The sequence below is a fragment of the Acidibrevibacterium sp. genome, from assembly GCF_049965395.1.
In the GTDB taxonomy this organism is placed as follows: Bacteria; Pseudomonadota; Alphaproteobacteria; order Acetobacterales; family Acetobacteraceae; genus Acidibrevibacterium; species Acidibrevibacterium fodinaquatile.
Genome location: NZ_JBMFWJ010000044.1, coordinates 1 through 22,796 on the forward strand (window position 1 = coordinate 1; position 22,796 = coordinate 22,796).

Below are 22,796 nucleotides of genomic sequence, written 5' to 3' on the forward strand. Positions count from 1 at the left end.
GTTAAAGGCCACGGCGCTCGTCGCTGCGGTCGGCGACGGCAGGCAGTTCCAGTCGGCGCGGCACTTCGCGGCGTGGCTTGGGCTGACGCCGCGCATCCAGGCCAGCGGCGGCAGGGAGCGCATCGGCCAGATCAGCAAGGGCGGCGACCGGTACCTGCGCACGCCGCTGATCCACGGCGCGCGGGCGGTGGTCGGTACCACCTTCCGCAAGAACGTCGTGCCCCGGCCTGGTTGACCGCCTTGGTCGGTCGTCAGCCGGTGAATGTCGCTGCAACGGCGGTGGCACATAAGACGGCGCGGGCATTGCGGCGATGCTCACCCGTGTCGAGACGTCTCACCGATCTGCCCGCGGGCGGCGCTGGTTCGTGAGGGTGATGCGTAATGATGGCGAACCGGTCTGACCGGGTTCGGCAAAGGTCAATGAAACGATGCCGGCCGTCTCCGCGACTCACTCGGTTGCGCTGAGCGCGCGGATCCGTAGGTGTCATGTCGCTCGGCTGCTCCCATCGTCATAAGCAACGATAGGAGGCTGGCATGCGCCGCGTGGTCGGCATGAACATCCACTGGATCTTCGGCGAAGCAGTGATCTCAGAGAACACCCCTGCCCAGGACACGCGCGGCTACCGCGCAGCGGGACATCATCCATAGTGCGGGCTGCTGAGCAATCGTCAGCCTCGACCGCGCCAGAGCAGCGGTGCGACAGCGATGGCGAGAGCGAGCTTGACCGCTTCCGCCGGCAAGAACGGCATGAGGCCGAAAGCGAGGCCTTTGGCCGGGCCGAAGGTGATCGCAAGCCAGGCAAGGCCGCAGGCGAAGATCAGCACGTCCCCGAGTAGCGCCGCTGCCGCTGTTCGGAGCAGGCTGCGTGTCGCGCCGCGTTCGGCGAGCGCGCCGACCAGCAACGCCGCCGGCAGAAACCCGATCAGATAGCCCCCGGTCGGCCCAGCGAAATAGGCAATCCCGCCGCCGCCATGGAAAACCGGCAACCCGATCGCCCCCTCGACGAAATAGGCGAGCACGGTCGCACCGCCGAGCCGTGCCCCCATGGCGAAACCGATCAGCAGCACGACCAGCGTCTGCATCGACATCGGTACCGGCCAGAACGGCACCGCGATATGGGCGGAAAGGGCGAGCAGCGCGGTCCCGATCAAGAGGCTGCCCCATCTCGCGGCGCGGCTGCGCCCGGCAAGCCAGGATGTCGTCGGGAAAATGGCGGGTTCGCTGAGCGGGCGGGGTGTCATGATCGTCTTTCTCTCCTTCGGTTCCGAGGCGATCAGCCGGGAATCTCCAAGATCAACCCGTCATAAGCGGGCTCGACATGGCTCGGCAAATGGTGCTTGAGCCAGCCCCAATCCATGTCGGTCCCCATATGGGTGAGCACGGTCCGGCGTACCCCGAGGGTTGCCGTCCAATCGAGCACCCGTTCGAGATGCGCATGGGTCTTGTGCGGCGCGCGCTGAAAACAGCCGACGAGCCAGGTATCGACACCCTCGAGCACCGCGAGCGCCGCCGCATCGAGCATAACGACATCGGTCGAATAGGCGAAACCACCACAGCGAAACCCAAGCGAGGTGACAAACCCATGGTCCTGGAGAAAAACCCGTGCCGTGATCCCTGCCATCGCGACATCGTCCCCTGGCGCGACGATTTGGGGCAGCAGAACCGGACGATAGAAAAACTGTCGCGCATCATGCGGCAGGAAAGCGTATTCGAAACGGCGGCGGATTTCGCTGAGTGTCACGTCCATGCCATAAGCCGGCAGCGGGCGGTTCGCGATACGGTTCAGAATACGCACGTCATCGAGCCCGGTGATGTGATCGGCATGGGCGTGCGTGTAGAGAATCGCATCGACGCGGGCGATGCCGTTGCCGAGCAACTGGCTGCGAAGATCGGGGCCAGTGTCGACGAGCAGGGTCTGGCCGCCGGCGCACACCGCGATGCTGGCGCGAAGCCGGCGGTTGCGCGGCTCGGCGGGATCGCAGGCCCCCCAATCACCGCAGCCGTCCGAGCCGCCGATCAGCGGCACGCCGGCCGAGCCGCCGCAACCCAGCACCACCACCCGCATCGCCGCCGCCGCCATCGCCGCTCAACCGGTTTTCGTAAATAGCCGGCGGAAATTTTCCGTCGTGAGATGTGCTAGCGCCGCCGCGTCGAGACCGCGGATCTCGGCGAGCCGCATCGCCGTGTGCGTAACGAAGGCCGGCTCGTTACGCTTGCCCCGATGCGGCACCGGCGCGAGATAGGGGGCATCGGTCTCGACCAGCAGCCGCTCGGCCGGAACGTCGCGCGCAATCGCGCGGATCGCCTCCGATTTCGGGAAGGTCAGCATGCCGGAAAAACTGATATAGCCGCCGAGCGCGAGCGCGGCCTCGGCGAGCGCGCGGCCGGCGCTGAAACAATGGAGGAGAAACGCGAAGGCGCCGCCCGCCGCCCATTCCTCGTGGAGGATCGCGGCGATATCGTCATCGGCGTCGCGCGCATGGATCACGAGCGGCACGCCCGCCAAGCGTGCTGCGCGGATATGAATGCGGAAACTCTCCTGCTGGCGCGGCCGGGGCGCGCGATCATAAAAGTAATCGAGCCCGGATTCGCCGATCCCGACCACCTTAGGGTGGGCTGCGAGGGCGGCCAGCGCCGCTTCCTCGGCGAGCGGCGCTTCCGCGACGTGATGCGGATGGACGCCGACGGTGCACCAAAGTCCCGGATGCGCCGAGGCCAGTGCGATCAGGGCGGGAGCTTGGTCGAGCCGGGTGCTGATGCTAACCATCTCGCCGACCCCTGCCTCGCGCGCCCGGGCCAGTACGCCGGCGAGGTCATCGCCCGCGAAATAATCGAGATGGCAATGCGAATCGATCAGCATCGCCCTAGCCCGCCGGCTCGACGAAGCGCGGAAAGATACCCGAGGGCGGCGGCAGGGCAATGCCCGCCGGCATTGCCTCGGCCAAAGCGGCGAGCTCGCGCGCGTCCTCAGGGACGCCGAGCTGATCGAGCAGCCGCGCCATGCTCGCCGGCATGAAGGGCTGCAACACCGTCGCGATGACGCGGAGCGTATCGGCGAGCACGCGCAGAACCGTGTTCATGCGCACGAGATCGGTCTTGCGCAACGCCCAGGGCGCCTGATGATCGATATAGGCATTGGCGGCACGGACGGTTTTCCACACTTCCTCCAGCGCCTCGTGAAAGACAAGGCGCGCGATGCGCTCGCGCAGCAGCGCCGGAAGCCGGGCCGCGGCCTCGCGCAGCGCCGCGTCGGCGGGCGTGCTTTCGCCCAAAGCCGGCAGCCTTCCTTCGCACTGGCGCGCGATCAATGATAATGTGCGTTGGGCGAGATTGCCGAGATCATTGGCGAGCTCACCGTTGAGCCGGGTGATCAGGGCGCGGCGGCTGAAATCGCCGTCATTGCCGAACGGCACCTCGCGGAGAAGAAAATAGCGCAGCGGATCAAGGCCGAATTCGCCGACCAATTCACGCGGATCGATGACGTTGCCGAGCGATTTGCTCATCTTCTCGCCCTCCACCGTCCACCAGCCATGCGAATAGATGCGCCGGGGCGGGGCGATCCCGGCGGCCATCAGCATCGCCGGCCAATAAACCGCGTGAAACCGCACGATCTCCTTGCCAACGATATGAAGATCGGCCGGCCAGAAATGCCAACGTGGATCGGCCTCATCGGGGAAGCCGGCGGCGGTGATGTAATTGGTCAAGGCATCGAGCCAGACATACATCACATGCGCCGGATCGCCGGGCACCGGAATGCCCCAGGTGAAGCTGGTGCGGCTGACCGAAAGGTCGGTGAGCCCGCTGCGGACGAAGCTCAATACTTCGTTGCGGCGCGCGACGGGGGCGATAAAATCCGGGTTCTGCTCATAAAAGGCGAGCAATTTTTCCTGCCAGGCGGAGAGCCGGAAGAAATAGGAGGGCTCACGCACCCATTCCACCGGCGCGCCGGTCGGCGCAAGGCGCGTGCCGTCCGGCGTGGTGACGAGTTCATCCTCGCCATAAAACGCCTCGTCACGGACCGCGTACCAGCCCTCGTAATGGCCGAGATAGATCGCGTCATTGGCGACGAGCCGCTCCCAGAGGGCGATGCAGGCGCGCTTGTGGCGCTCCTCGGTGGTGCGGATGAAATCATCGTTGGAGACCCCCATCGCCGCCGCCATGGCGCGGAAATCCTCGGCGACGCGATCGGTGAAGCGCTGCGTGTCGAGCCCGGCCTCCGCTGCCGCTTTTTCCACTTTCTGGCCATGCTCGTCGGTGCCGGTCAGGAAAAACACCTCGAACCCGTCGAGCCGTTGCCAGCGCGCCAGCACGTCGGCCGCGATCGAGGTATAGGCGTGGCCGATATGGGGGGCGCCATTGACGTAATAGATCGGCGTCGTGAGGTAGAATTTTTTCATGCGCTCTGGCTCATAGGGTCTCGCTCATCGGGGTGCGGCGATATCGGCGGCGCGGGACAATGTCATCAAGGTGGCCTCGCGCTTGTCGAGATAAAATCGCCCGGTGTCATCGCGCAGGCGCCCAACGGCGTGCCATAGCTCCGCCCAGGCTTCAAGAGGGCGCGCGCCAAGCCAGGCCGGCGCCGCGCCGCCGCGCCCGGCCTCACGCAGCGCCCGCGCAAGGGTATCGCGCAGGAGATCGGCGAACACCTCGAAAGCGTCCTCCTCGCCGGTGAGCACGCGATCGGCAATCGCGTGGGCGCGATCCGGGGTGAGGGCGGGCAGCGCGGCCAGGGTCTCGGCCACCAGGCCGGCAAGACGCAAGCCATCCTCCTCGGCGAGAGCCAGTGCCCGGCCGGGCGCGCCCTCGGCAAGGGCGGCAAGGCGCGCGCGCTCGGCGGGGGCGGTTTCGGGCAAGAGCTGTTCGAGCAGCCCCTCCATCACCGGCAGAGCAAGCGGGGCGAGACGAAGGATGCGGCAGCGGCTGCGCAGCGTCGGCAACAGTCGCCCCGGCGCACTGCAGACGAGCAGCAGAAGCGCCCGCGGCGGCGGCTCCTCGAGCAGCTTGAGCAGGGCATTGGCGGCGTTGCGGTTCAGCCCTTCGGCGCCATCCACCACCACGACACGCCAGCCGCCCTCGGCCGGCGTAAGACGCAGAAAGCCGCCGAGCGCGCGCACATCATCGACTAAAATCTCGCGACGCTGGCGGCGGCGCTTGTCATCGAAGCCGCGCTCGATGGTGAGGAGATCGGCGTGGCTGCCGGCGGCGACGCGGCGGAACACCGGATGCGCGGGATCGAGCGCGAGACTTGCCGCCTCCCCGGCTCGGCCCTGTTGCGCCGGCGCCCCGGCGAGCAGCCAGCGGGCGAAGCGAAACGCGAGCGTCGCCTTGCCGATCCCCGCTGGCCCGGCAATCAGCCAGGCATGATGCAGGCGGCGGGCGCGCAACGCCTCGACCAATGCCGTCTCCGCCGCCGCATGGCCGAGAAGGCGCGGATTGGCGCGCGGTGCGGGGGCGGCGTCGGTCACAGCGACAGCCCGAGCCGCGCCCGCACGGCCTCGACAATCCGCGCGGCGATGTGGGCCTCCTCGTCGTCGGCGGGGATCACGACGCAACGCTCGGGATCGGCATCGGCAATGGCGCGAAACCCGTCCCGCACGCGGGCGAAAAACGCCGCGCCGAGCCGCTCATAGCGATCCGCCCCGGCGCCGCGCGCGGCAAGCCTCGCCCGGCTCACCTCCGGCGCGAGATCGAGAACGAGCGTAAGATCGGGGCGCAGATCGATCATCCCGGCGAGCGTTGCGATCGCCTGCAGATCGCAGCCCTGACCGTACCCCTGATAGGCGAGCGTCGAATCGGCGAAACGGTCGCACACCACATGGGTTCCGCCGTCGCGCGCAGGCCGGATCACCTTCGCGACATGCTCGGCACGGGCGGCGTTATGGAGCAATGTCTCGGCAAGCGGCGTCCAGACGAGCGTGGGATCGAGCAGCAGGGCGCGCAGCCGCTCCGCTTCCGCCGTGCCGCCGGGCTCACGCGTCGCAAGAACAGGCAAGCCGGCCCGCGCGAAGGAAGCGGCGAGCAGGCGCGCCTGGGTCGATTTTCCCGCCCCCTCGCCGCCTTCCAAGGTGATGAAAAAGCCGTGCGCCATGCCGGGGCCTGCTCAGCCGCCGGTCAGATAGTGGGTCAACACCGCGAGCGCCCGGTTCGGGAGCGCGAGACGCGGCACGTCATCGGCGGCGTGGAGCGGGATTTCCATCGCCGGCACGCCCTGGCCGGAGAGCGTGAGCTTGCCGACCACCGCCCCTTTCGCCACCGGTGCTGCGAGCGGTGCCGTATATTGCGCGGTGAGCTTCGCTTTGTTTTGCCATTGCCGCGGCATCGTCACCACGACATCGCGCCCGGTGACGAGGGCGACCGAGGGCGCGGCGCCGAGCCAGACCGGGGCGCGATCGACCGGGTCATTGGCGGCAAGCAGGGTCACGTCCTCGAACTCGCGGAACGCCCATTCCATCAGCCGCTCGGCTTCCTCGCCGCGCTGATGCGAGGTTTCCATGCCGTTCAGCACCAGGATCACCCGCCGCCCGGCGCGCTCGGTGCTAGCGACGACGCCATAGCCGCCGGCATCGGTGTGCCCGGTCTTGAGCCCGTCGGCGATGCCCTTCTGCACCAGCGGGTTGCGATTATATTGCTCTATATTATTGTATTTGAAAGTTTTTTCTGAGTCGTAATGGTAATATTCAGGGAAATTGCGGATCAAGGCGGCGGCCAGCGTCGCAATGTCGCGGCAGGACATGACATGGCCGGGATCGGGAAGCCCGGTGCAATTCTTGAACACCGAACGGGTCAGGCCAAGATCCTTGGCGCGCTGGTTCATGAGATCGACGAATTGTTCCTCAGAGCCCGCGATCGCCTCGGCGAACACGATGCAGGCATCGTTCCCGGAATCGACGACGACGCCGCGGATCAGATCCTCGACGCGGACGCTGCCGGGATACGGCACGAACATTTTCGACCCGCCGGTGCGCCAGGCCCGCTCGCTCACCGGCAGCATCTGATCGAGCTGCAATCGCCCCGCCTTGAGCATGCCGTAGACGATGTAGATCGTCATTAGCTTGGTCATCGACGATGGCACCATCGCGACATCGGCGTCCTTGTCGAGGAGATCGGCGCCGGTGGTGTAATCGGTCGCGAACGCCCAGCGCGCTGCGGTATCGACCGGGCCGAGCGGCGTCGTCGCCGGCGTCGTCGGGGGGGTTGGCGCGGGGGGGGCTGGCGCCGCATGTTTGGGCTTTGGCGCCGCGGCAAGCGGGCCGGCGGCAGCACCAAAAGCGACGCTGGCCAACAGCAAAAAGCGGCGGCTCACCATAACGCGGGCTCCCGTTCTCAAGGCGTATCGATCACGATGACGGCGCCGGTGACGCCGGCCTGCAATATTTTCGCCAGCGCCTGATCGGCATCGAGGACGGAGGCGAGCGGGCCAACGCGCACGATATCGCTTTCCTGCCCCTCGACCAACCGGCGCTCGACCCGCGCCGACAAGCCGACGAGCTTAGCTTGCTCGCGATAGGCGTATTCGGCGCTGCTGAACGTGCCGCAGTCGATATAGAGGCGGCCGGGATCGGGCGGGCCCTGGCTCACGCTCGGCGGCAGATGCAGCGGCACCGCGAGCTTGCCGACCGCCAGCGGATCGACGCCGGCGGCGGGCGAAACGGGGCGTGGGGCGCCTGGCGCCGCCGGCGAGCCGCCGTTCGGCGGCGGCAGATCGGTGGCCTCAACGGAATCGCGCGGCGCCGCCGCGACCTGGGCGTTGAGATGCCCGCCCATCTCCTCGGCCAGCGCCATGCTCGCGGCGGCATCAAGCTCGACCCGGATCTGAGCGACGCCCGAGGCCGGAAAACCCAGCAATTCCGCAACCTTGGGCGTCACGGAAAGCAGCCGCCCGGGATTCGCAGGCCCCCGGTCATTGATCCGCACCACCACTTGGCGGCCGGTTTCGAGATCGGTCAGCCGCGCGATCGCCGGCAATTGCAGGGTTTGATGCGCCGCCGCCATGGCGCCAGGATCGTAGCGTTCGCCATCCGCGGTCAGGGCCGCGTGATCGGCGGGATCGACGCTGGCAAGGCCACTCGCCTGATAATGGAAACGTTCCTCGGGATAATACCAGACCCCGCCGGCTTGATAGGGCTTGCCGACGACGTAACGCGGGCTTTCGATTGGTGGCACCGCGCCACCATGAAAAAGCCTTGCGAACAAGCTTTTCAGCGCCGAGAGCCCGGAATTCCCGGACTGATCGGCGCCGGCCGGGCCACAGCCGGCCAGCAGCACCAACGCCACCAAAGCCGCGCGCTTCATCCCCTCACCTTTTCGCTCAACAACCCCACCGCCAGCGCATAGAAATCCGATGCATTGTAGGATTTTATCACCTGGAAGTTGGATGAGACCAGAAAAGCTTCGCCGGCGGCGGGTAGCGTGAGGCGGGCGCTCGCGTCGGGATCGGCGAAATCGCCGCCGCGCGGGGCAACGCCGAGCGCTTGCCACTCGGAAAACCGCCGCGCGCCGGCATGCGCCGCATCGAGATCAGGCGGCAGGACCACCGCCTGGCCCCAGCCGGCGCCGTGCACCCAGCCATGGTCAGCGAGATAACGGGCGATCGAGGCCAGAACATCGGCGGTATCGGTCCAGATGTCGCACACGCCATCGCCATTGAAATCAACGCCATAGCGCCGATACGCGCTCGGCATGAATTGCGGCTGGCCCATCGCGCCGGCATAGCTGCCGGTGAGCCGCGACGGCGCCATGCCGCCCTCGATGATGCGCAAGGCAGCGATCAGTTCGCCGATGAAAAGCGCCGCCCGCCGCCCCTCCCAGGCCAACGTCGCGAGCGCCGGGATCGTCGGAAAATCACCCGTGTTGGTGCCGTAATTCGACTCCAACCCCCAGATCGCGACGATCACCGAAGGCGGCACGCCATAGGCGGTCTCGACATCGCGGAGCAGCGCCCGATGCCGCGCCATCGCCGCCCGCCCGGCGGCAATGCGCACCGGCGACAGCCGGCTCGCAGCATAGTGCGCCCAGGTTTGGGTGAATTCCGGCTGGCGGCGGTCGAGCGCGATCACGCGCGGGTCGGGGTTGATCCCGGCGAGCGCGCGATCGAGCGTCGCGCGGGCAATGCCGGCGGCGATCGCTTTTGCGCGCAATTGCGCGAGAAAATGCGAAAAATTACCATCGGCACGCGCCGCGCGCGGCGTCACGCTGAGCACCCAGGGCGAGGCCGCGAGCAAGAATCGGCGAGAAATCATGCGCCTTCCTCTGCCACAGCGGCGCCCGCTTCGCCATTCCCGCGAGGCCGCTTGGCAAGCAGGGCGGAAATGCGCGAAAGATGGGGGAATGTCAGAAAGCCGAGGAAACGTGCCATGGGTCTTACCGCTGATCTCTCCCGTTTCGCCGCCGCGATCCGGCTCGAGCGCCTGCCGCCCACCGTTGTCGCCCGCGCGCGCCTGCTCGTGCTCGATCTCATCGGCAACATCGTCCGCGCCCGGCATGACGCCGAAAGCACGCCGGCGCTGCTCGCCGCCAGCCGCGCGCTCGGGCTCGCCGCTGGCAATGCCGGGGTCTTTGGCGATTCGGCGCGCTACACGCCGGCGGGGGCTGCGCTGCTCAATGGCGCGCTCGGCCACTCGCTCGATTTTGACGACACGCACGCCGCCGGCTCGCTCCATCCCGGCGCGCCGGTGATCCCGGCGGCGCTGGCGGCGGCCGAAATGGCAGGCGCGAGCGGGGCGGAGACGCTGGCCGCGATCATCGCCGGCTATGAAATCACCTGCCGCATCGCCCTCGCGCTGCCCGCTGGCGCCCATTACGATCGCGGCTTTCACCCGACCGCGACCTGCGGCGCGTTTGGCGCGGCGGCGGCGGCGGCGCGGGTGTTCGGGCTTGATGCTCATGGGGTGGCGTCCGCGTTCGGCATCGCGCTTAGCCAATGCGCCGGCAGCCTGCAGTTTCTTGCTAATGGCGCCTGGACCAAGCGGTTTCAGGTCGGCTGGGCGGCGATGGCCGGGCTTAGCGCCGCAACGCTTGCGCGGGAAGGGTTCAAGGGTGCGGCCGAGGCGTTCGAGGGCAAACACGGCTTCCTTGCCGCCTATGCCCCCGCCCCCGATCCGGCCCGCGCGCTCACCGGCCTCGGGGAGGCGTTCGAGCTGATGCAAACCGCGGTCAAGCCTTATCCCTCCTGCCGCTATGGCCATGCCGGGATCGATGCGGCGCTCGCGCTCCGCGCCAAGTATGGGCTCAAACCCGCTGATATCGAGGCGGTGACGCTCGGCCTGCCGCGCGCCGGCATGCTGCTGATCGGGGCGCCGCTCGAGAAAAAGCGCGATCCGCAAAACGTCGTCGATGGCCAGTTCAGCGGCCCGTTCGTCATCGCCTGCGCGCTGGCCCGTGGCGAAATGGGCTGGGACAGCTATCGCTTTCTCGACGACCCCGAGATCCGCGCCCTGATGGCCCGCGTGACGCCGGTCGAGGATCCCGAGATCGAGGCCGAATTCCCGCGTTTCATGGCCGGGCGGGTAACAGTGAGCGCGGGCGGGCGGGCGTATTCCGAAAAAATCGTCATCGCGCGTGGCGAGCCGGAGAATTTTCCGACCGAAGCCGACCTTCGCGCCAAATTCGCCGGCCTCGCCGATGCCGTGCTCGGGGCCGAGCGGGCGGCGCGGCTCGCCGACGCAGCGCTTGCGATCGATAGCGCCGGCGAGGTCGCGGGCCTGATGCGGCTTGCTTCGCCGCTGATGGCGGCGCGGCTCGCCGGCGAGTGACCCAATCCCCCACCCCGAAAGGACGCCCATGATCCACGTCATCGCCATCATCACCGCGAAACCCGGCCAGCGCGAGAACATTCTCGCGGCCTTTCGCGCCAATATCCCGCTGGTGCGGGCGGAGGCCGGCTGCCTCGAATATGGCCCGGCGATCGACGCCGAGGGGATGGGCCGGATTCAGACCCCCTTCGGCCCCGATACCTTCGTCGTGATCGAGAAATGGGAGAGCCGCGAGGCGCTAGCCGCCCACGCCGCAGCGCCGCACATGGCCGCCTATGCCGCGAAAACCAAGGAATGGATCGCAAGCCGGGTGATCCATGTTCTGGAGCCGGTCTGAAGCGTCATCCGCGACCATGTGCCCGCCTGCCCCGCCCGCCGCGCGCAACCGCTTCGTCCGCGCCCGCGATGACCGCCAAGGCGAGATCGCCGAGGATTATGTCGAGCTGATCGACGATCTCATCCGCGAGCGCGGAGAGGCGCGGGCCGTCGAAATCGCGCGCGCGCTCGGTGTCTCGCACGTCACGGTGATCCGCACCGTCGGGCGGCTTGCGCGCGATGGGCTTGTCGCGACCGAGCCCTACAGCGCCGTCCTGCTCACCGAGGCCGGGCGGGCGCTGGCGCGGCGGGCGCGGGCGCGCCACGAGATCGTCGCCGGGTTTTTGCAAGCGATCGGCGTTGACGAGGCAACGGCGCGGGAAGACGCCGAGGGGATGGAACATCACGCCAGCGAGACGACGCTGCGCGCCATGCAAAAAATGATGAAATTTCTCCAGAAAGCTGGCAAGTTGACCGAGTAGATTAAACGGAGTTGGGAATGCGGCGGGTCGTCTTCGTCGGCAATTGTCAGGCCCAAGCGTTGACGGACGCCTTTAACCGGCACATCGCGCCCTTCACCGGGGAGCGTGGCTTTCACGTTCCCGCCTATCACGATCTCGACGAGGCGAGCCGGGCGACCTTGGCCAGCGCCGATGTCATCGTCGATCTGGTGTTCGATTTCGCGCAACGCACCAATATCGCCGAACTTGGCCTTGATAAGCCGGTGGTCACGGTGCCCTATGTCAATTGCAATTTTCTCTGGCCTTACGCTTATGAGGAGCATCCGAGCAACGCGCAGGAGGAATTCATCGCCCACGGCCCCTACCCTGCCCAACTGGGGGACGCCTACCTTAATCGGCTGATCCGCGAGAATGTGCCGGCCGAGGACGCGGCGGCGCGTTATCTCGACCTCGATATCAATCAGAAAGTGAGATTGGATCGACGTTTGGAGATGAATCTCGCGTTGCAAAAACAGCGCGACGAAAAAACTGGTTTCGAAGTTGCGTCCTTGATGGAACGGCATTTTCGCGAGGAGCCGATTTTCCTTACCCCAGACCATCCCAACCGACGTATTTTTCTCCATGTGGTGGAGCGCTGCTTCGAGCAGCTCGGCGTCCCTTCGCCTCTGATTACCCGCCTGCCGCATGTCATCCGCCGCAGTTTTTTCCCGCAAGAGGCGCTGCCGGTGCATCCGCGCCTCGCCGCGCATTTCGGCCTTGCCTGGGCGAACGAGGCGACACGTTATCCGTTCTGGCTCGATGGTGATTTCACCTTCGCCGAATTCGTCCATCGCTATCTTCGGTTTGCGTACGACAAAGATTTCGCGAAGGCCCTTGGCCTATGCAACATAGCCGACCAACGCCTGGAAGTGATCGCTCGGTTGCGCGCTGGGCTCACCGTGCATCCTGAATCGCATCGCGCGTGGTCATTGCTTAGCCACATTCTGATCGCCGTGAAAGATATCGATGGCGCCGTCGACGCGGCGAAACAGGCAATGATGTTCGCGCGACATGATGCGGAGCATGCCGCCCATCTCGGCAATCTCCTCACCAACGTGGGCGAGATCGCGGCGGCTGGCGCGGCTTATGAGCGAGCAGTAGCGCTGGAGCCGGAACACACGCCCTGGTTGCGGCTACTCGCCGGGCATTGGGAGCGGCAAGGAAAACGGGCAGAGGCCGGGGCGCTAGCGGCCATGTTGGCGCAAAAAGACCCGCTCGATTACGAGCTTCACGTGCAGCGCGGCCATTTGCTTGCCGGGCGAGGCGATAGCGCCGGCGCGGTCATGGCGTTTTCACACGCCCTCGGCCTCGCGCCACATATCGAGGGGGTGCGCGCGGCGCGGAGCCATGCGCTGGCGGCGCTCGCGCGGTGGGAGGAAGCGATCGCCGATGCCCGCGCCGCGCTGGCGGAGACGCCAGAAAACCGTGATCTTCGCCGCCATCTCGGTCATCTTCTGCTGGCGAGTGGCGACTCGGCAGGCGCGGAAGCCGTGTTTCGTGAGGCGATCCGCGCTGACCCGAGCGACCCCGAGCCTTATCGCGGCCTCGCCGCCATGCTCACGGCACAAGGGCAGGAAGAGGCGGCGGCGCGGCTTTCGGCCGCGATCGCCTGCGCGTTCGAGGGCGCGGCCCCACCGCCGCCCGAGGATACCGCGCCGCTCGCCGAGGGCGTCGCACTGTTCGAGGCCGGCGATTTCACCGCCGCCGCCGATGCCTTCCGCGCGACTCCCGAGACCGCGGAACAGCAATCCTGGCTCGCCCACGCCGAAGATCATGCTGGGCGGCGAGCGGCGGCGATCGAGGCGGCGTGGCGCGCGGTGGCGTTGGCCCCGCATGAGGCGCGATATTTCGAGCATCTCGGCCATTTTCTTGCCGGCGGCGGCGAAAACAGCGCCGCCGAACGCGCGTTCCGCCGGGCGATCCAGCTTGAGCCAACGCGCGCCGGCGCGCTCATCGCCCTCGGCCATGTGCTTTATGCACTCAAACGCTGGCCGGAGGGGATCGAAGTCACCCGCGCGGCGATCGCACTACGCCCGGACGACCCGGATTATTTCGTCCACCTCGGCAATCTTTTGGCGCAATTATCAGATCTTGCCGGCGCCGAAGCATCTTTCGCGAAAGCGCTGGCGCTGGCGCCCGGACGACCTGATGTGCGCCAGCGGCTCGCCGAGATTTGGGCGGCACAAGGTCTTGCAGCGGCACACCAAGCGGCGTGATCAGGCACCCTCACAACAACCATCATGACGATTGCGGCGGTATATAAGGAAACAATTCGATGAGACAAATTGCCTTTCTTGGTAATTGCCAAATCGATACGCTCTATCTTGCCTATCGTGATTACGTTTTGCCATTTTGCGACGATCGGGCGAGATATATAGAAATTTACAAAAATATAAAAGATGAAGATAAAGCATTTTTGGCTGACTCTGATATCGTCATTACGCAAAAATTAGATACAACTCACGAAGTAAATCTGCAAGATTTTGATATAAAGGCAAAAATACACTACGTTCCATATGTAAATTTTTCTGGCGGGTACTGGCCATATGGTGGCTTCCCACATCCAAAGAGCAAAAAATTCAAAATTGGGTTTGATTTCGAACCGTACAACGCCGAAATTGGAGATTTATATCTCAATAGATTTATCGAAAAAAACACAAATCCGGACGAATGCGTTAATCGATACTTGAACGAAGATATTAATAAGGTGGTCAAACTTGATCGCCGCCTCGAAATGACACTCGGGATGATCGAGCGGCAGGATAAGATTTGCGGCTATAGCGTCACCCCATTCATTCGGGACAATTTCCAGAAAGAATTGCTTTTCTCCAGCCCAGGCCATTTCCGGCGCTCCATTTCCCTATTGCTAATCAATGAATTATTTGGACGTCTTAATGTTGAGCCGCGGCTCATTGCGCGGCTGAACAAACTTTACCCAGGCAACCCCCATGCCAGCAGCGACATCACACCAATCCATCCCCAGGTCGCCGCGCATTTCGGACTCAAATTCATCGCCGACAATCAGCGCTACCGCTATTGGTTCGAGGGACGCTTCACCTTCGCCGAGTATTGCCACCGCTATGCGCGTTGCGCGTTCAACGAGTCGTTGGTCGAGGCCATTCTGCTCGCCATCGAAGGCAGGAATGACGAAGCGATCCCGCATTTCGAGCAGGCGCTTCGGCTCTCGCCCCAATCCGGCTATGGCCATGTCTCATTCAGCCATAGCCTTACGGCCCTTGGGCGTTATGCTGAGGCTCTGGCCAAAGCGGAGGCAGCCGCTGCCATTCTGGCGGACGATCCCGAGGAGCTGCCGAATGTTCTTGAGCATCTCGGCCATTGCCTTTTGAACGCCGGCGAGCCGGCGCAGGCGGAGGTAAATTTCCGCGCCGCCCTGACGCTCGCACCCAACCGCTCCTCTCTTTATCGCGCGCTGTCTTCTTCTCTCGACCGAGAGGGACGGCGGGAGGAGGCGAACGCAATTATCCAGGATCTTATCGCGCTCGATCCGCTAGATTACGAAGCGGAGGCCCATCTCGGCCACATGTTCGCAGCACAGGGCAAAATTGAGGCGTCCGAACAGGCATTCCGCCGCTCGCTCGCCATCAATCCGCGCCAGGCCGGAACGCTCGGCGCCATCAGCCATAGTCTCGCCGGGCTTGGCCGGCGCGAAGAGGCGATCGAAAAGGCACGCGCCTCTCTCGCTCTCAATCCGCACGATGCCAGGGTGCAGGCGCATCTCGGCCGCCTTCTTTCCGAGGCCGGGGAACACTCGGCGGCGATCGCGGCGCATCGCGCGGCGTTGGCTCTGGAGCCGGAGAATGCCGACTTCCAACACTGGCTCGCGGAAGCCCTAGCTCGGCAAGAACGTTTTCAAACGGCCTCGGCGGCGGAAGGTGACATGCTGCGCAGAGAAGGCGAGCGGTATTTCCATGAGGGCAAATTCGCCGAGGCAGAACACGCCTTCCGCGCCGCTCTCGCTCACGATGATCGTGATCCGAATTGGCATTGGTGGCTTTCCGCGTCGCTCGATCTTCAGGGCCGAAAGGCGGATGCGGCGGCCGCGGCCGAAGAGGCCGCCCGGCGCGCGCCTAGTGAGGCACGCTATTGGGAGCATCTCGGCCACATGCGCGCCGCCGCCGGGGAGATCGAAGCCGCAAAAGCGGCGTTCAGCCGCGCCTGCGAGATCGAGCCCGATCGGGCTAGCGCACTCGGCGCGTTGAGCCACACGCTCGGCGCGCTCCAGCTTTGGGAGGAGGCGATTGCTGCGGCTCGTGCCGCGCTCTTACTCCTCCCCGAGGACGCCAATCTTTTTTTCCACCTCGGCAATCTTCTTATCCAGGCGGGCTCGCCAATCGAGGCCGCCGCCGCCTATCGCCAGGCAATCGCCCTCGGCCGCGCCGGCGAGGACGTGGAGCGCCAACTCGCCGAGGCACTCCGTCGAGCGGAGAACATCGCGGCAACGCTCGCGGCGGAAGAAAGTGCCGAGGCGGCAGCCCCGGCCGCACCAGAGCCGATCTCGCCCACGCCGATCGCGGTTGCACCAATCACACCCGAGCCAACCACGCCCCCTGCCCCGGAGTCAGATAGACCACGGCATGGTTTCTGGCAGCGGATTTTTGCGCCGCGGCAGGTTTTTGGGCCATAAATAACGGAGACTATGCTAGTCTATTGATTGCTAGTCTATTGCCGCCTCCGCCCGGCGAAGGCCATCTAAACGCGTGAGTGAAAGCAGACCAGGATGAAACGGATCGCCTTTCTCGGAAATTGCCAAATCGATACCATCTATCGCGCTTATCGCGACTATATCCTGCCGTTTGCCGAGGAAGAGGTCCGCTATATCGAAGCGTATCAGGATATCTCCGAGAGCGACCGGGATTTCTTGATTGCCGCCGATGTCGTCGTCGCGCAGCAATTCGACACCAAACAAAAAACCAATGTCGAGGATTTCGACCTCAAGGCGAAAATCCACCGTGTCCCTTATCTCGCGGCGACCGGGATTTATTGGCCCTATGGCGGTTTTGGTCACCCCAAGGATAATGACTACAAACATATCCCGCGCTACAGCCCCTATAATTGCGAGCGTGGCGACCTTTACCTCAACTGGCTGCTGGAAAAGAACGTTTCGCCCAAGGAGTGCGTCAAGCGCTATCTCAACGAGGATATCAACAAAATCGCCAAGCTCGACCGCCGGCTGGAGATGAGCCTCGCCGCCATCAAAGCGCGGGATGAGCCCTGTGGCTATGGCATCGCCGCCTATATCCGCGAGACTTTCCAGAAGGAGCTACTTTTCTCCACCGTCGGGCATTTCCGGCGCTCGCTCGCCCTCTTTCTGATCAACGAATTGTTCGGGCGCATGGAGGTCGAGCCGAAGCTGATCGAGCGGCTGAACACGCTCTATCCCGGCAACCCGCACGGCAGCAACGATATCACGCCGATCCATCCCCAGGTCGCCGAACATTTCGGCCTCGGCTTCATCACCAAAAATCAGAGCTATCGCTACTCCTTCGAGGGACGCTTTACCTTCGCCGAATACTGCACCCGCTATGTCCGCTATGAGTTCAACGACCCGCTGATCGATGCGATGCTTCGGCACTGGGACGGGAAACACGCCGAGGCGGTGCCCCATTTCGAAAAGGCGCTGAAAATCTCCCCGCGCTCGGACCATGGCCATCTCGCTTTTAGCCAAAGCCTCGCCGCCCTCGGCCGGCATGAGGAGGCGTTGGCCGAGGCCCGCGAGGCCGTCGCCCTCCTCGAGGACGACCCCGAGGAACTGCCCGGCGCGCTGGAGAATCTCGGCAATTTCCTGTTGCGCGGCGGCGCGGCGGCGGAAGCGGAATCGGCGACCCGGCGCGCCCTCGCCCTCGTCGCCAATCGCCCGGCGCTCTATCGCCTACTCGCGGCGGCGCTCGATCGGCAAGGGAAACACCAGGACGCGGAGCAGGTGATCAACGATCTCGCGACGCTCGACCCGCTCGATCACGGCGCGCCGGCCCAGCTCGGCCACAGCCTCGCCGCGCGCGGCGATATGGCCGGGGCGGCCGAAGCCTTCCGCCGTTCCCTCGCCATCGAGCCACGCCAAGCCGCAACCGTCGGCGCGTTGAGCCATGTTCTCTGGGGGCTCGGCGAGCGCGAGGAGGCGATCAAAGCGGCGCGCGAGTCTCTCGCCCTCGACCCCAATGATCCCGCCATGCAGGCCCATTTCGGCAATATCTGCGCCGAAATCGAAGACGACGCTGCTTCCGTCAAAGCCTATCGTCGGGCGCTGGCGCTGGCGCCCGCCTATCCAGACATGCGGCCGACGCGCGCCGAGATCGAACAATGGCTGGCGAACGCGCTCGCGCGGCGGGAGCAACGTCTCGCAGCAGCCCGCGCCATCGGCGAAACCCTGATGCGAAACGGCGAGGCGCTGCTAGAGGCCGGCCAAGTCGCCGCCGCGGCGCAGGCGTTCGGCGCCGCGCTCGCGCGCGATGATCGCGACCCGGAATGGCATTGGTGGCTCTCGACAGCACTCCATCGCCTCGGGCGCTACGCGGAGGCGGCGGCGGCGGCCAGCGAGGCAGCCGAGATCGCCCCCGATCAGGCGCGCTATTTCGAACAACTCGGCCATATGCACGCCGCCGCCGGCGCGATGGCGGAGGCCGAACACGCCTTCCGCCGCGCGAGCGAACTCGAACCCGACCGCGTCAGCGCGCTCGTTCCGCTGAGCCATGTGCTGTTCGCGCTCGGCCGCTGGCGGGACGGGATCACCGCCATCGCCGCCGCGATCAAGCTTTCTCCTGATGACGCCGATCTCTATATTCATCTCGGCCATCTCTTGATGAACGCCGGCGAGCCGAATGCCGCCGCCGATGCCTACCGGCAGGCGATCATCGTCGGCCGCACCGGCCCGGATATCGACCAGTGGCTCAGCGCTGCGCTGCGGGCGATGGAAACGATGGCGTAAACGCCGGCAACGCCGTAAGAAGCGCCGTGATTTGATCTCTCTCTCGCCGGAGCCCGCGATGTCCCTCACCCGCAAACGCATTCTCGTCACCGGCGGCGCGGGCTTCCTCGGCTCGCATCTCTGCGAGCGGCTGCTCGCCGAGGGCAATGATGTGCTGTCGGTCGATAACTACTTCACCGGGCGGAAGGACAATATCGCCCATCTCCTCGATCATCCGCGCTTCGAGGCGATGCGCCACGATATCTGCTTTCCGCTCTATGTCGAGGTCGATGAGATCTACAACCTCGCCTGCCCGGCCTCGCCCGTGCATTATCAGTTCGACCCGGTGCAGACGACGAAGGTCAGCGTCATCGGCGCGATCAACATGCTCGGGCTCGCGAAACGGGTCAGGGCGAAGATTTTTCAGGCCTCAACCAGCGAGGTCTATGGCGACCCGAGCGTGCATCCGCAGACCGAGGAATATCGCGGCAATGTCAACCCGCTCGGCCCGCGCGCCTGTTACGACGAGGGCAAGCGCTGCGCCGAGACGCTGTTTTTCGATTATCACCGCCAGCATCGTTTGCGCATCAAGGTGGTGCGCATTTTCAACACCTATGGCCCGCGCATGCATCCCAATGACGGGCGGGTGGTCTCCAATTTCATCGTCCAGGCGCTGCGCGGCGAAGACATCACGCTGTTCGGCGATGGCAGCCAGACCCGCGCCTTCTGCTATGTCGATGACCTGATCGAGGGGTTTTTGCGCATGATGGCGACCGGGGAGGAGATGACGGGGCCGATCAACCTCGGCAACCCGCACGAAATCCCGGTGCGCGCGCTCGCCGAGCGGGTGATCGCGCTGACCGCCTCACGCTCGCGCATCGTCTATCGCCCGCTGCCGCAGGATGACCCGACGCAGCGCTGCCCGGACATTACCCGCGCCCGCGCCGTGCTCGGCTGGGAGCCGAGCATCGCCCTCGATGAGGGCCTGTCTCGCACCATCGCCTATTTCGAACGCCTGCTCGCCGAGCGCGGCGGGGCGAAAGAGTCGCCTCAATAGCAGCCGGCGGCGCGGGCGCGTTCGCGAACCAGGGCGAGAATGGTGCGGCAGGTGGGCATGGCAAAGCCGGTGAGATCGCCGAGTTCGACCACCGCGCCAAGCAGGGCATCGATTTCCATTTTCCGCCCGCGCTCGAGATCCTGCAGCATCGAGGTCTTGTGTGCGCCGACCTCGGCCGCGCCGTCGATGCGTTTTTCGACATCGATCGCAAAGCGCACGCCGAGCGCCTCGGCCACCGCCTGCGCCTCCGCCATCATCGCGCGCGCCAGCGCGCGCAGCGCGGGCTCGCCGGTGAGGCGATCGAGGGTCGCGGTGGTGAGCGCGGAAAGCGGGTTGAAGGCGAGATTGCCCCAGAGCTTCACCCAGATCTCATCGCGGATGCGCGACCGCACCGGCGCTTTCAGGCCAGCGCCGATCAGCACCCGCGACAGCGCCTCGATCCGCGCGCTGCGGCTGCCATCGGGTTCGCCAAGGCTGAAACGGTCGCCATAGCCGTGCTCGATCACGCCAGGGGCGATCACCTCGGCGGCGGGATAGACGACGCAGCCGATGACGCGCGAAGGCGGCAGGAGATCCCAGAGCGTCCCCTCGGGATCGACCGTTTCGACACGGCGATCACGAAAGGGGCCATCGAGGCCGTAAAAATACCAGTAAGGAATGCCGTTGATCCCGGTCACCAGCATGGTCTCGGGGCCGAACAGGCGGGCGATAGCGGGCGCCGCGCCGGGCAGGGCATGCGCTTTCAAGGTCACGATCACCGCATCCTGCGGCCCGGCCTCACCGGCGTCGGCGCGCGCGCGCACCGGCACGGTCTCGCTTTTGCCGCCGCTGATCAGGCGCAGGCCATCTTTCTGCATCGCGGCAAGATGCGGGCCGCGGGCGATGAACGTGACATCGACACCGGCGAGAGCCAGGCGAGCGCCGAGCAAGCCGCCGATCGCGCCGGCGCCGAAAATCGCGATTTTCATGCGACGAGACCGAGTTTTTCGGCAAGCCCAATGCGTTGCAGCTTGCCCGTCGCCCCTTTCGGGATCTCGGCGAGAAATACGATCTTGCGTGGCACCTTGAATGACGCGAGGCGCTGTGCTGCGAAGTCACGCAATTCCGTCTCGCTCGCCGCCGCCCCTTCGCGGAGCACGATCGCCGCCGCCACCTCCTCGCCGAGCTTCGGGTGTGGCAACGCGAAGGTGAGGCATTGCGCGACCGCCGGATGGTCCATGATCACGGTATCGACCTCGATCGGGCTCACCTTTTCACCACCGCGATTGATCAGCTCCTTGAGCCGGCCGGTGAGGCGAAGATACCCGGCGTCATCCATCACCCCTTGATCGCCGGTGCGAAACCAGCCCTTGATGAAGGCTTCGGCATTGGCTTTCGGGTTGTTCTCGTAGCCGGCGGTGACGTTGCGGCCGCGAATGACGATCTCGCCGAGCGCGCCGGCGGGCAACAGGTTGCCCTCGTCATCCATGATCCCGACCTCGGGCCCAGCGGCGACGCCGACCGAACCCGGATAACGCTTCGCCGGCGGCAGCGGGTTGGAAGCCATCTGATGTGCGGCCTCGGTCATGCCGTAGGATTCGATCACCGGCACGCCAAAACTTTCCTCGAGCGCCGCCATCACCTGCGGCGGCAGCGGCGAGGAGGAGGAGCGGATCAGGCGCAACCGCCCGGCCGCGATCGCCGCGCGATTGCGCTCGGCAAGACCGAGGATCGCCTGATGCATGGTGGGAACGGCGGTGTACCAGCTCGGCCGAACCTCACTGAACCAGGCGAAGAAGCGAAAGGCGTTGAAGCCCGGCGTGCACGAGACCGAGGCGCCGGCGGCGAGCGACGACAAGGTCGCCGCGATCAGGCCGTGGATGTGGAAAAGCGGCATGATGTTGAGGCAGACATCATCGGGCGCAAGCTGCAACGTCGCGCCGATGTGATAGGCCGAGGCGGTGATGTTGATCCCGCTCAGCGGCACGATTTTCGGCCGCGAGGTGGTGCCGGACGTGTGCAGGACCAGCGCGATATCGCCGCCCGCGGCCGGCCCCGAAGCCGCCGGGACGCCCGCGAGCGGCGCTTCCGGGACGAGGGTGAAGCCCCCCGCCGGCCCGGCCAGCTCGCTGCGGAGTTCGATCACCGGGATCCCGCGCGCTTTCGCGACGGCCCGCGCCGGGCTTTCCATCCCCTCCCCGATCACCAGGGCCTTGGCGTTGAGATCGCTCAGATAAAAATCGAACTCGTCGGGCTTGTAGGCGGGGTTGAGCGGCGCGGTGGTGGCGCCGGCGGCGATGGCGACGAAAGCCGCCGCCATCTCTGGCCCGTTCGGCAAGACGATCGCAACACGGTCGTTGCGGCCGATTCCCATCCGGTTGAGATCAGCGATGGTAGCGCGCGCGAGTGCCCGTAGACCGCCATACGAAAGCGCGTCTCGCCCCGGCGCGGCAATCGCCGGCGCGCCGATGGTGCCGCGCGCGAGGAGGTCGAGGATGGTCTCGGCGGGATAGGCGGTCATGGGCTGGCTCCGATCTTGAGAAATGGCGACCAGAGTTTAGCAGGGACGAGCACGCTGTCAGCCCGGGTGCAATCGCTTGAAACCAACCCGGTCAGCCGGGTGGCGCCAACAGGGCCGGCAGTTCGGCAAGGCTCCGCACCTCATGATCGGGCGCGCCCGGTAGCCGCTCGCGCCGCTGGCCATAGCGGTTACACCACACCACGCGCATGCCGAAGGCAGAGGCGGCATAGGCGTCCCATGCGTTGGAAGACTGGAACGACACCTCCGTCGCCTGCACGCCCAGTTGCTGCAGGCAATATTCATAGACGCGCGGATGGGTCTTGAAGATCTTGACCGCATCAGCCGACAGCACCGCGTCGAGAAGATCGTGCAAGCCCGCGCTACGCACCGCTGCATCCAGCATCGCCGGCGAGCCGTTGGACAGGATCGCCGTGACGAAACCCGCCTCTTTCAGCCGCCGCAGCGTGTCGGGAACCTCGGGAAAGACCGACAGCGTCAAATAGAGATCCATCAACCGCTCGCGCAGGGCAGGTGTCGCGATGCCCAGACTGTCGAGCGTGAAGTCCAGAGCGTCGCCCGTCACCTGCCGGAAATCGGCGTAGCGGCCCTGCAGCGAACGCAGCCAGGTATATTGCAGTTGCTTGTCGCGCCAGAGACTGGTCAGCGCCGCGCGTTTGTCCTCGGGAATATCCGCGCAGCGCGCCGCGGCGGAGGCGAAGTCGAAGATCGTGCCGTAAGCGTCGAAGACGCA

At 65.6% G+C, this 22,796-nt stretch carries 20 protein-coding genes; 8 read left to right on the plus strand and 12 right to left on the minus strand.

Going from position 1 to position 22,796, the window contains the following annotated elements:
- Positions 1 to 235 (plus strand): transposase (locus ACP5M5_RS11815; protein WP_427937612.1); only part of this gene is annotated, 235 nt, incomplete at its 5' end.
- Positions 236 to 668: 433 nt separating this feature from the next.
- Here the strand turns inward: ACP5M5_RS11815 and ACP5M5_RS11820 are convergent.
- From ACP5M5_RS11820 to ACP5M5_RS11860, 9 genes are read right to left on the minus strand one after another with little or no spacing between them, the layout of a single operon-like run.
- Positions 669 to 1,241 carry a biotin transporter BioY gene (locus ACP5M5_RS11820; RefSeq protein WP_427937613.1) on the minus strand — a complete coding sequence of 191 codons (573 nt, stop codon included), beginning with the start codon at positions 1,239 to 1,241 and terminating at the stop codon, positions 669 to 671.
- 32 nt (positions 1,242 to 1,273) lie between these two features.
- Positions 1,274 to 2,080: an MBL fold metallo-hydrolase gene (locus tag ACP5M5_RS11825; protein ID WP_427937615.1), complete on the minus strand. Its 807-nt coding sequence runs from the start codon at positions 2,078 to 2,080 to the stop codon at positions 1,274 to 1,276.
- A 6-nt stretch (positions 2,081 to 2,086) separates the two neighbouring features.
- The gene (locus ACP5M5_RS11830) at positions 2,087 to 2,860 is read right to left on the minus strand and encodes a TatD family hydrolase (RefSeq protein WP_427937617.1); all 774 of its coding nucleotides are present in this window, start codon (positions 2,858 to 2,860) and stop codon (positions 2,087 to 2,089) included.
- Between the two features lie 4 nt (positions 2,861 to 2,864).
- Positions 2,865 to 4,397 (minus strand): methionine--tRNA ligase, encoded by a 1,533-nt coding sequence (gene metG / locus ACP5M5_RS11835; RefSeq protein WP_427937619.1) that lies wholly within the window; start codon positions 4,395 to 4,397, stop codon positions 2,865 to 2,867.
- Between the two features lie 24 nt (positions 4,398 to 4,421).
- Entirely contained in the window at positions 4,422 to 5,465 is a 1,044-nt protein-coding gene (locus ACP5M5_RS11840) for a DNA polymerase III subunit delta' (RefSeq protein WP_427937621.1), read from the minus strand.
- Positions 5,462 to 6,088 (minus strand): dTMP kinase, encoded by a 627-nt coding sequence (tmk, locus tag ACP5M5_RS11845; RefSeq protein ID WP_427937623.1) that lies wholly within the window; start codon positions 6,086 to 6,088, stop codon positions 5,462 to 5,464. Before tmk ends, ACP5M5_RS11840 begins: the two co-directional genes overlap by 4 nt.
- Before the next feature lie 12 nt (positions 6,089 to 6,100).
- The gene (locus ACP5M5_RS11850; RefSeq protein WP_427937625.1) at positions 6,101 to 7,306 is read right to left on the minus strand and encodes a D-alanyl-D-alanine carboxypeptidase family protein; all 1,206 of its coding nucleotides are present in this window, start codon (positions 7,304 to 7,306) and stop codon (positions 6,101 to 6,103) included.
- Between the two features lie 17 nt (positions 7,307 to 7,323).
- Positions 7,324 to 8,292: an RlpA-like double-psi beta-barrel domain-containing protein gene (locus ACP5M5_RS11855; protein WP_427937627.1), complete on the minus strand. Its 969-nt coding sequence runs from the start codon at positions 8,290 to 8,292 to the stop codon at positions 7,324 to 7,326.
- Positions 8,289 to 9,239, minus strand: coding sequence for a lytic murein transglycosylase (locus ACP5M5_RS11860; protein WP_427937628.1), 951 nt, complete (start codon positions 9,237 to 9,239; stop codon positions 8,289 to 8,291). Before ACP5M5_RS11860 ends, ACP5M5_RS11855 begins: the two co-directional genes overlap by 4 nt.
- Positions 9,240 to 9,353: 114 nt before the next feature.
- On the opposite strand from ACP5M5_RS11860, the gene ACP5M5_RS11865 reads away from it, so the two are divergent.
- The 7 genes from ACP5M5_RS11865 to ACP5M5_RS11895 all read left to right on the plus strand — a co-directional run bounded on the left by ACP5M5_RS11865 (position 9,354) and on the right by ACP5M5_RS11895 (position 19,545).
- Entirely contained in the window at positions 9,354 to 10,751 is a 1,398-nt protein-coding gene (locus ACP5M5_RS11865) for an MmgE/PrpD family protein (RefSeq protein ID WP_427937630.1), read from the plus strand.
- A gap of 28 nt (positions 10,752 to 10,779) precedes the next feature.
- The gene (locus ACP5M5_RS11870; RefSeq protein ID WP_114912289.1) at positions 10,780 to 11,088 is read left to right on the plus strand and encodes a putative quinol monooxygenase; all 309 of its coding nucleotides are present in this window, start codon (positions 10,780 to 10,782) and stop codon (positions 11,086 to 11,088) included.
- Between the two features lie 16 nt (positions 11,089 to 11,104).
- Positions 11,105 to 11,548 carry a manganese-binding transcriptional regulator MntR gene (gene mntR, locus ACP5M5_RS11875; protein WP_427937631.1) on the plus strand — a complete coding sequence of 148 codons (444 nt, stop codon included), beginning with the start codon at positions 11,105 to 11,107 and terminating at the stop codon, positions 11,546 to 11,548.
- 17 nt (positions 11,549 to 11,565) lie between these two features.
- Positions 11,566 to 13,782 carry a WcbI family polysaccharide biosynthesis putative acetyltransferase gene (locus ACP5M5_RS11880; RefSeq protein WP_427937633.1) on the plus strand — a complete coding sequence of 739 codons (2,217 nt, stop codon included), beginning with the start codon at positions 11,566 to 11,568 and terminating at the stop codon, positions 13,780 to 13,782.
- Between the two features lie 59 nt (positions 13,783 to 13,841).
- Entirely contained in the window at positions 13,842 to 16,211 is a 2,370-nt protein-coding gene (locus ACP5M5_RS11885) for a tetratricopeptide repeat protein (protein ID WP_427937634.1), read from the plus strand.
- A gap of 93 nt (positions 16,212 to 16,304) precedes the next feature.
- Complete coding sequence (locus ACP5M5_RS11890) at positions 16,305 to 18,509, plus strand: WcbI family polysaccharide biosynthesis putative acetyltransferase (protein WP_427937636.1); 2,205 nt, start codon at positions 16,305 to 16,307, stop codon at positions 18,507 to 18,509.
- Positions 18,510 to 18,567: 58 nt separating this feature from the next.
- A complete protein-coding gene (locus tag ACP5M5_RS11895; RefSeq protein ID WP_427937638.1) occupies positions 18,568 to 19,545 on the plus strand; it encodes a UDP-glucuronic acid decarboxylase family protein in 978 nt (325 codons plus the stop codon).
- Here the strand turns inward: ACP5M5_RS11895 and ACP5M5_RS11900 are convergent.
- The 3 genes from ACP5M5_RS11900 to ACP5M5_RS11910 form a co-directional block, all read right to left on the minus strand.
- Positions 19,539 to 20,513 (minus strand): 2-dehydropantoate 2-reductase, encoded by a 975-nt coding sequence (locus ACP5M5_RS11900; protein WP_427937640.1) that lies wholly within the window; start codon positions 20,511 to 20,513, stop codon positions 19,539 to 19,541. The two genes, ACP5M5_RS11895 and ACP5M5_RS11900, sit on opposite strands and share 7 nt — an antisense overlap.
- Positions 20,510 to 22,045 (minus strand): acyl--CoA ligase, encoded by a 1,536-nt coding sequence (locus ACP5M5_RS11905; protein ID WP_427937642.1) that lies wholly within the window; start codon positions 22,043 to 22,045, stop codon positions 20,510 to 20,512. Before ACP5M5_RS11905 ends, ACP5M5_RS11900 begins: the two co-directional genes overlap by 4 nt.
- Before the next feature lie 91 nt (positions 22,046 to 22,136).
- Positions 22,137 to 22,796: haloacid dehalogenase type II (locus ACP5M5_RS11910; protein ID WP_427937643.1), on the minus strand; the 660-nt coding region annotated here is incomplete at its 5' end.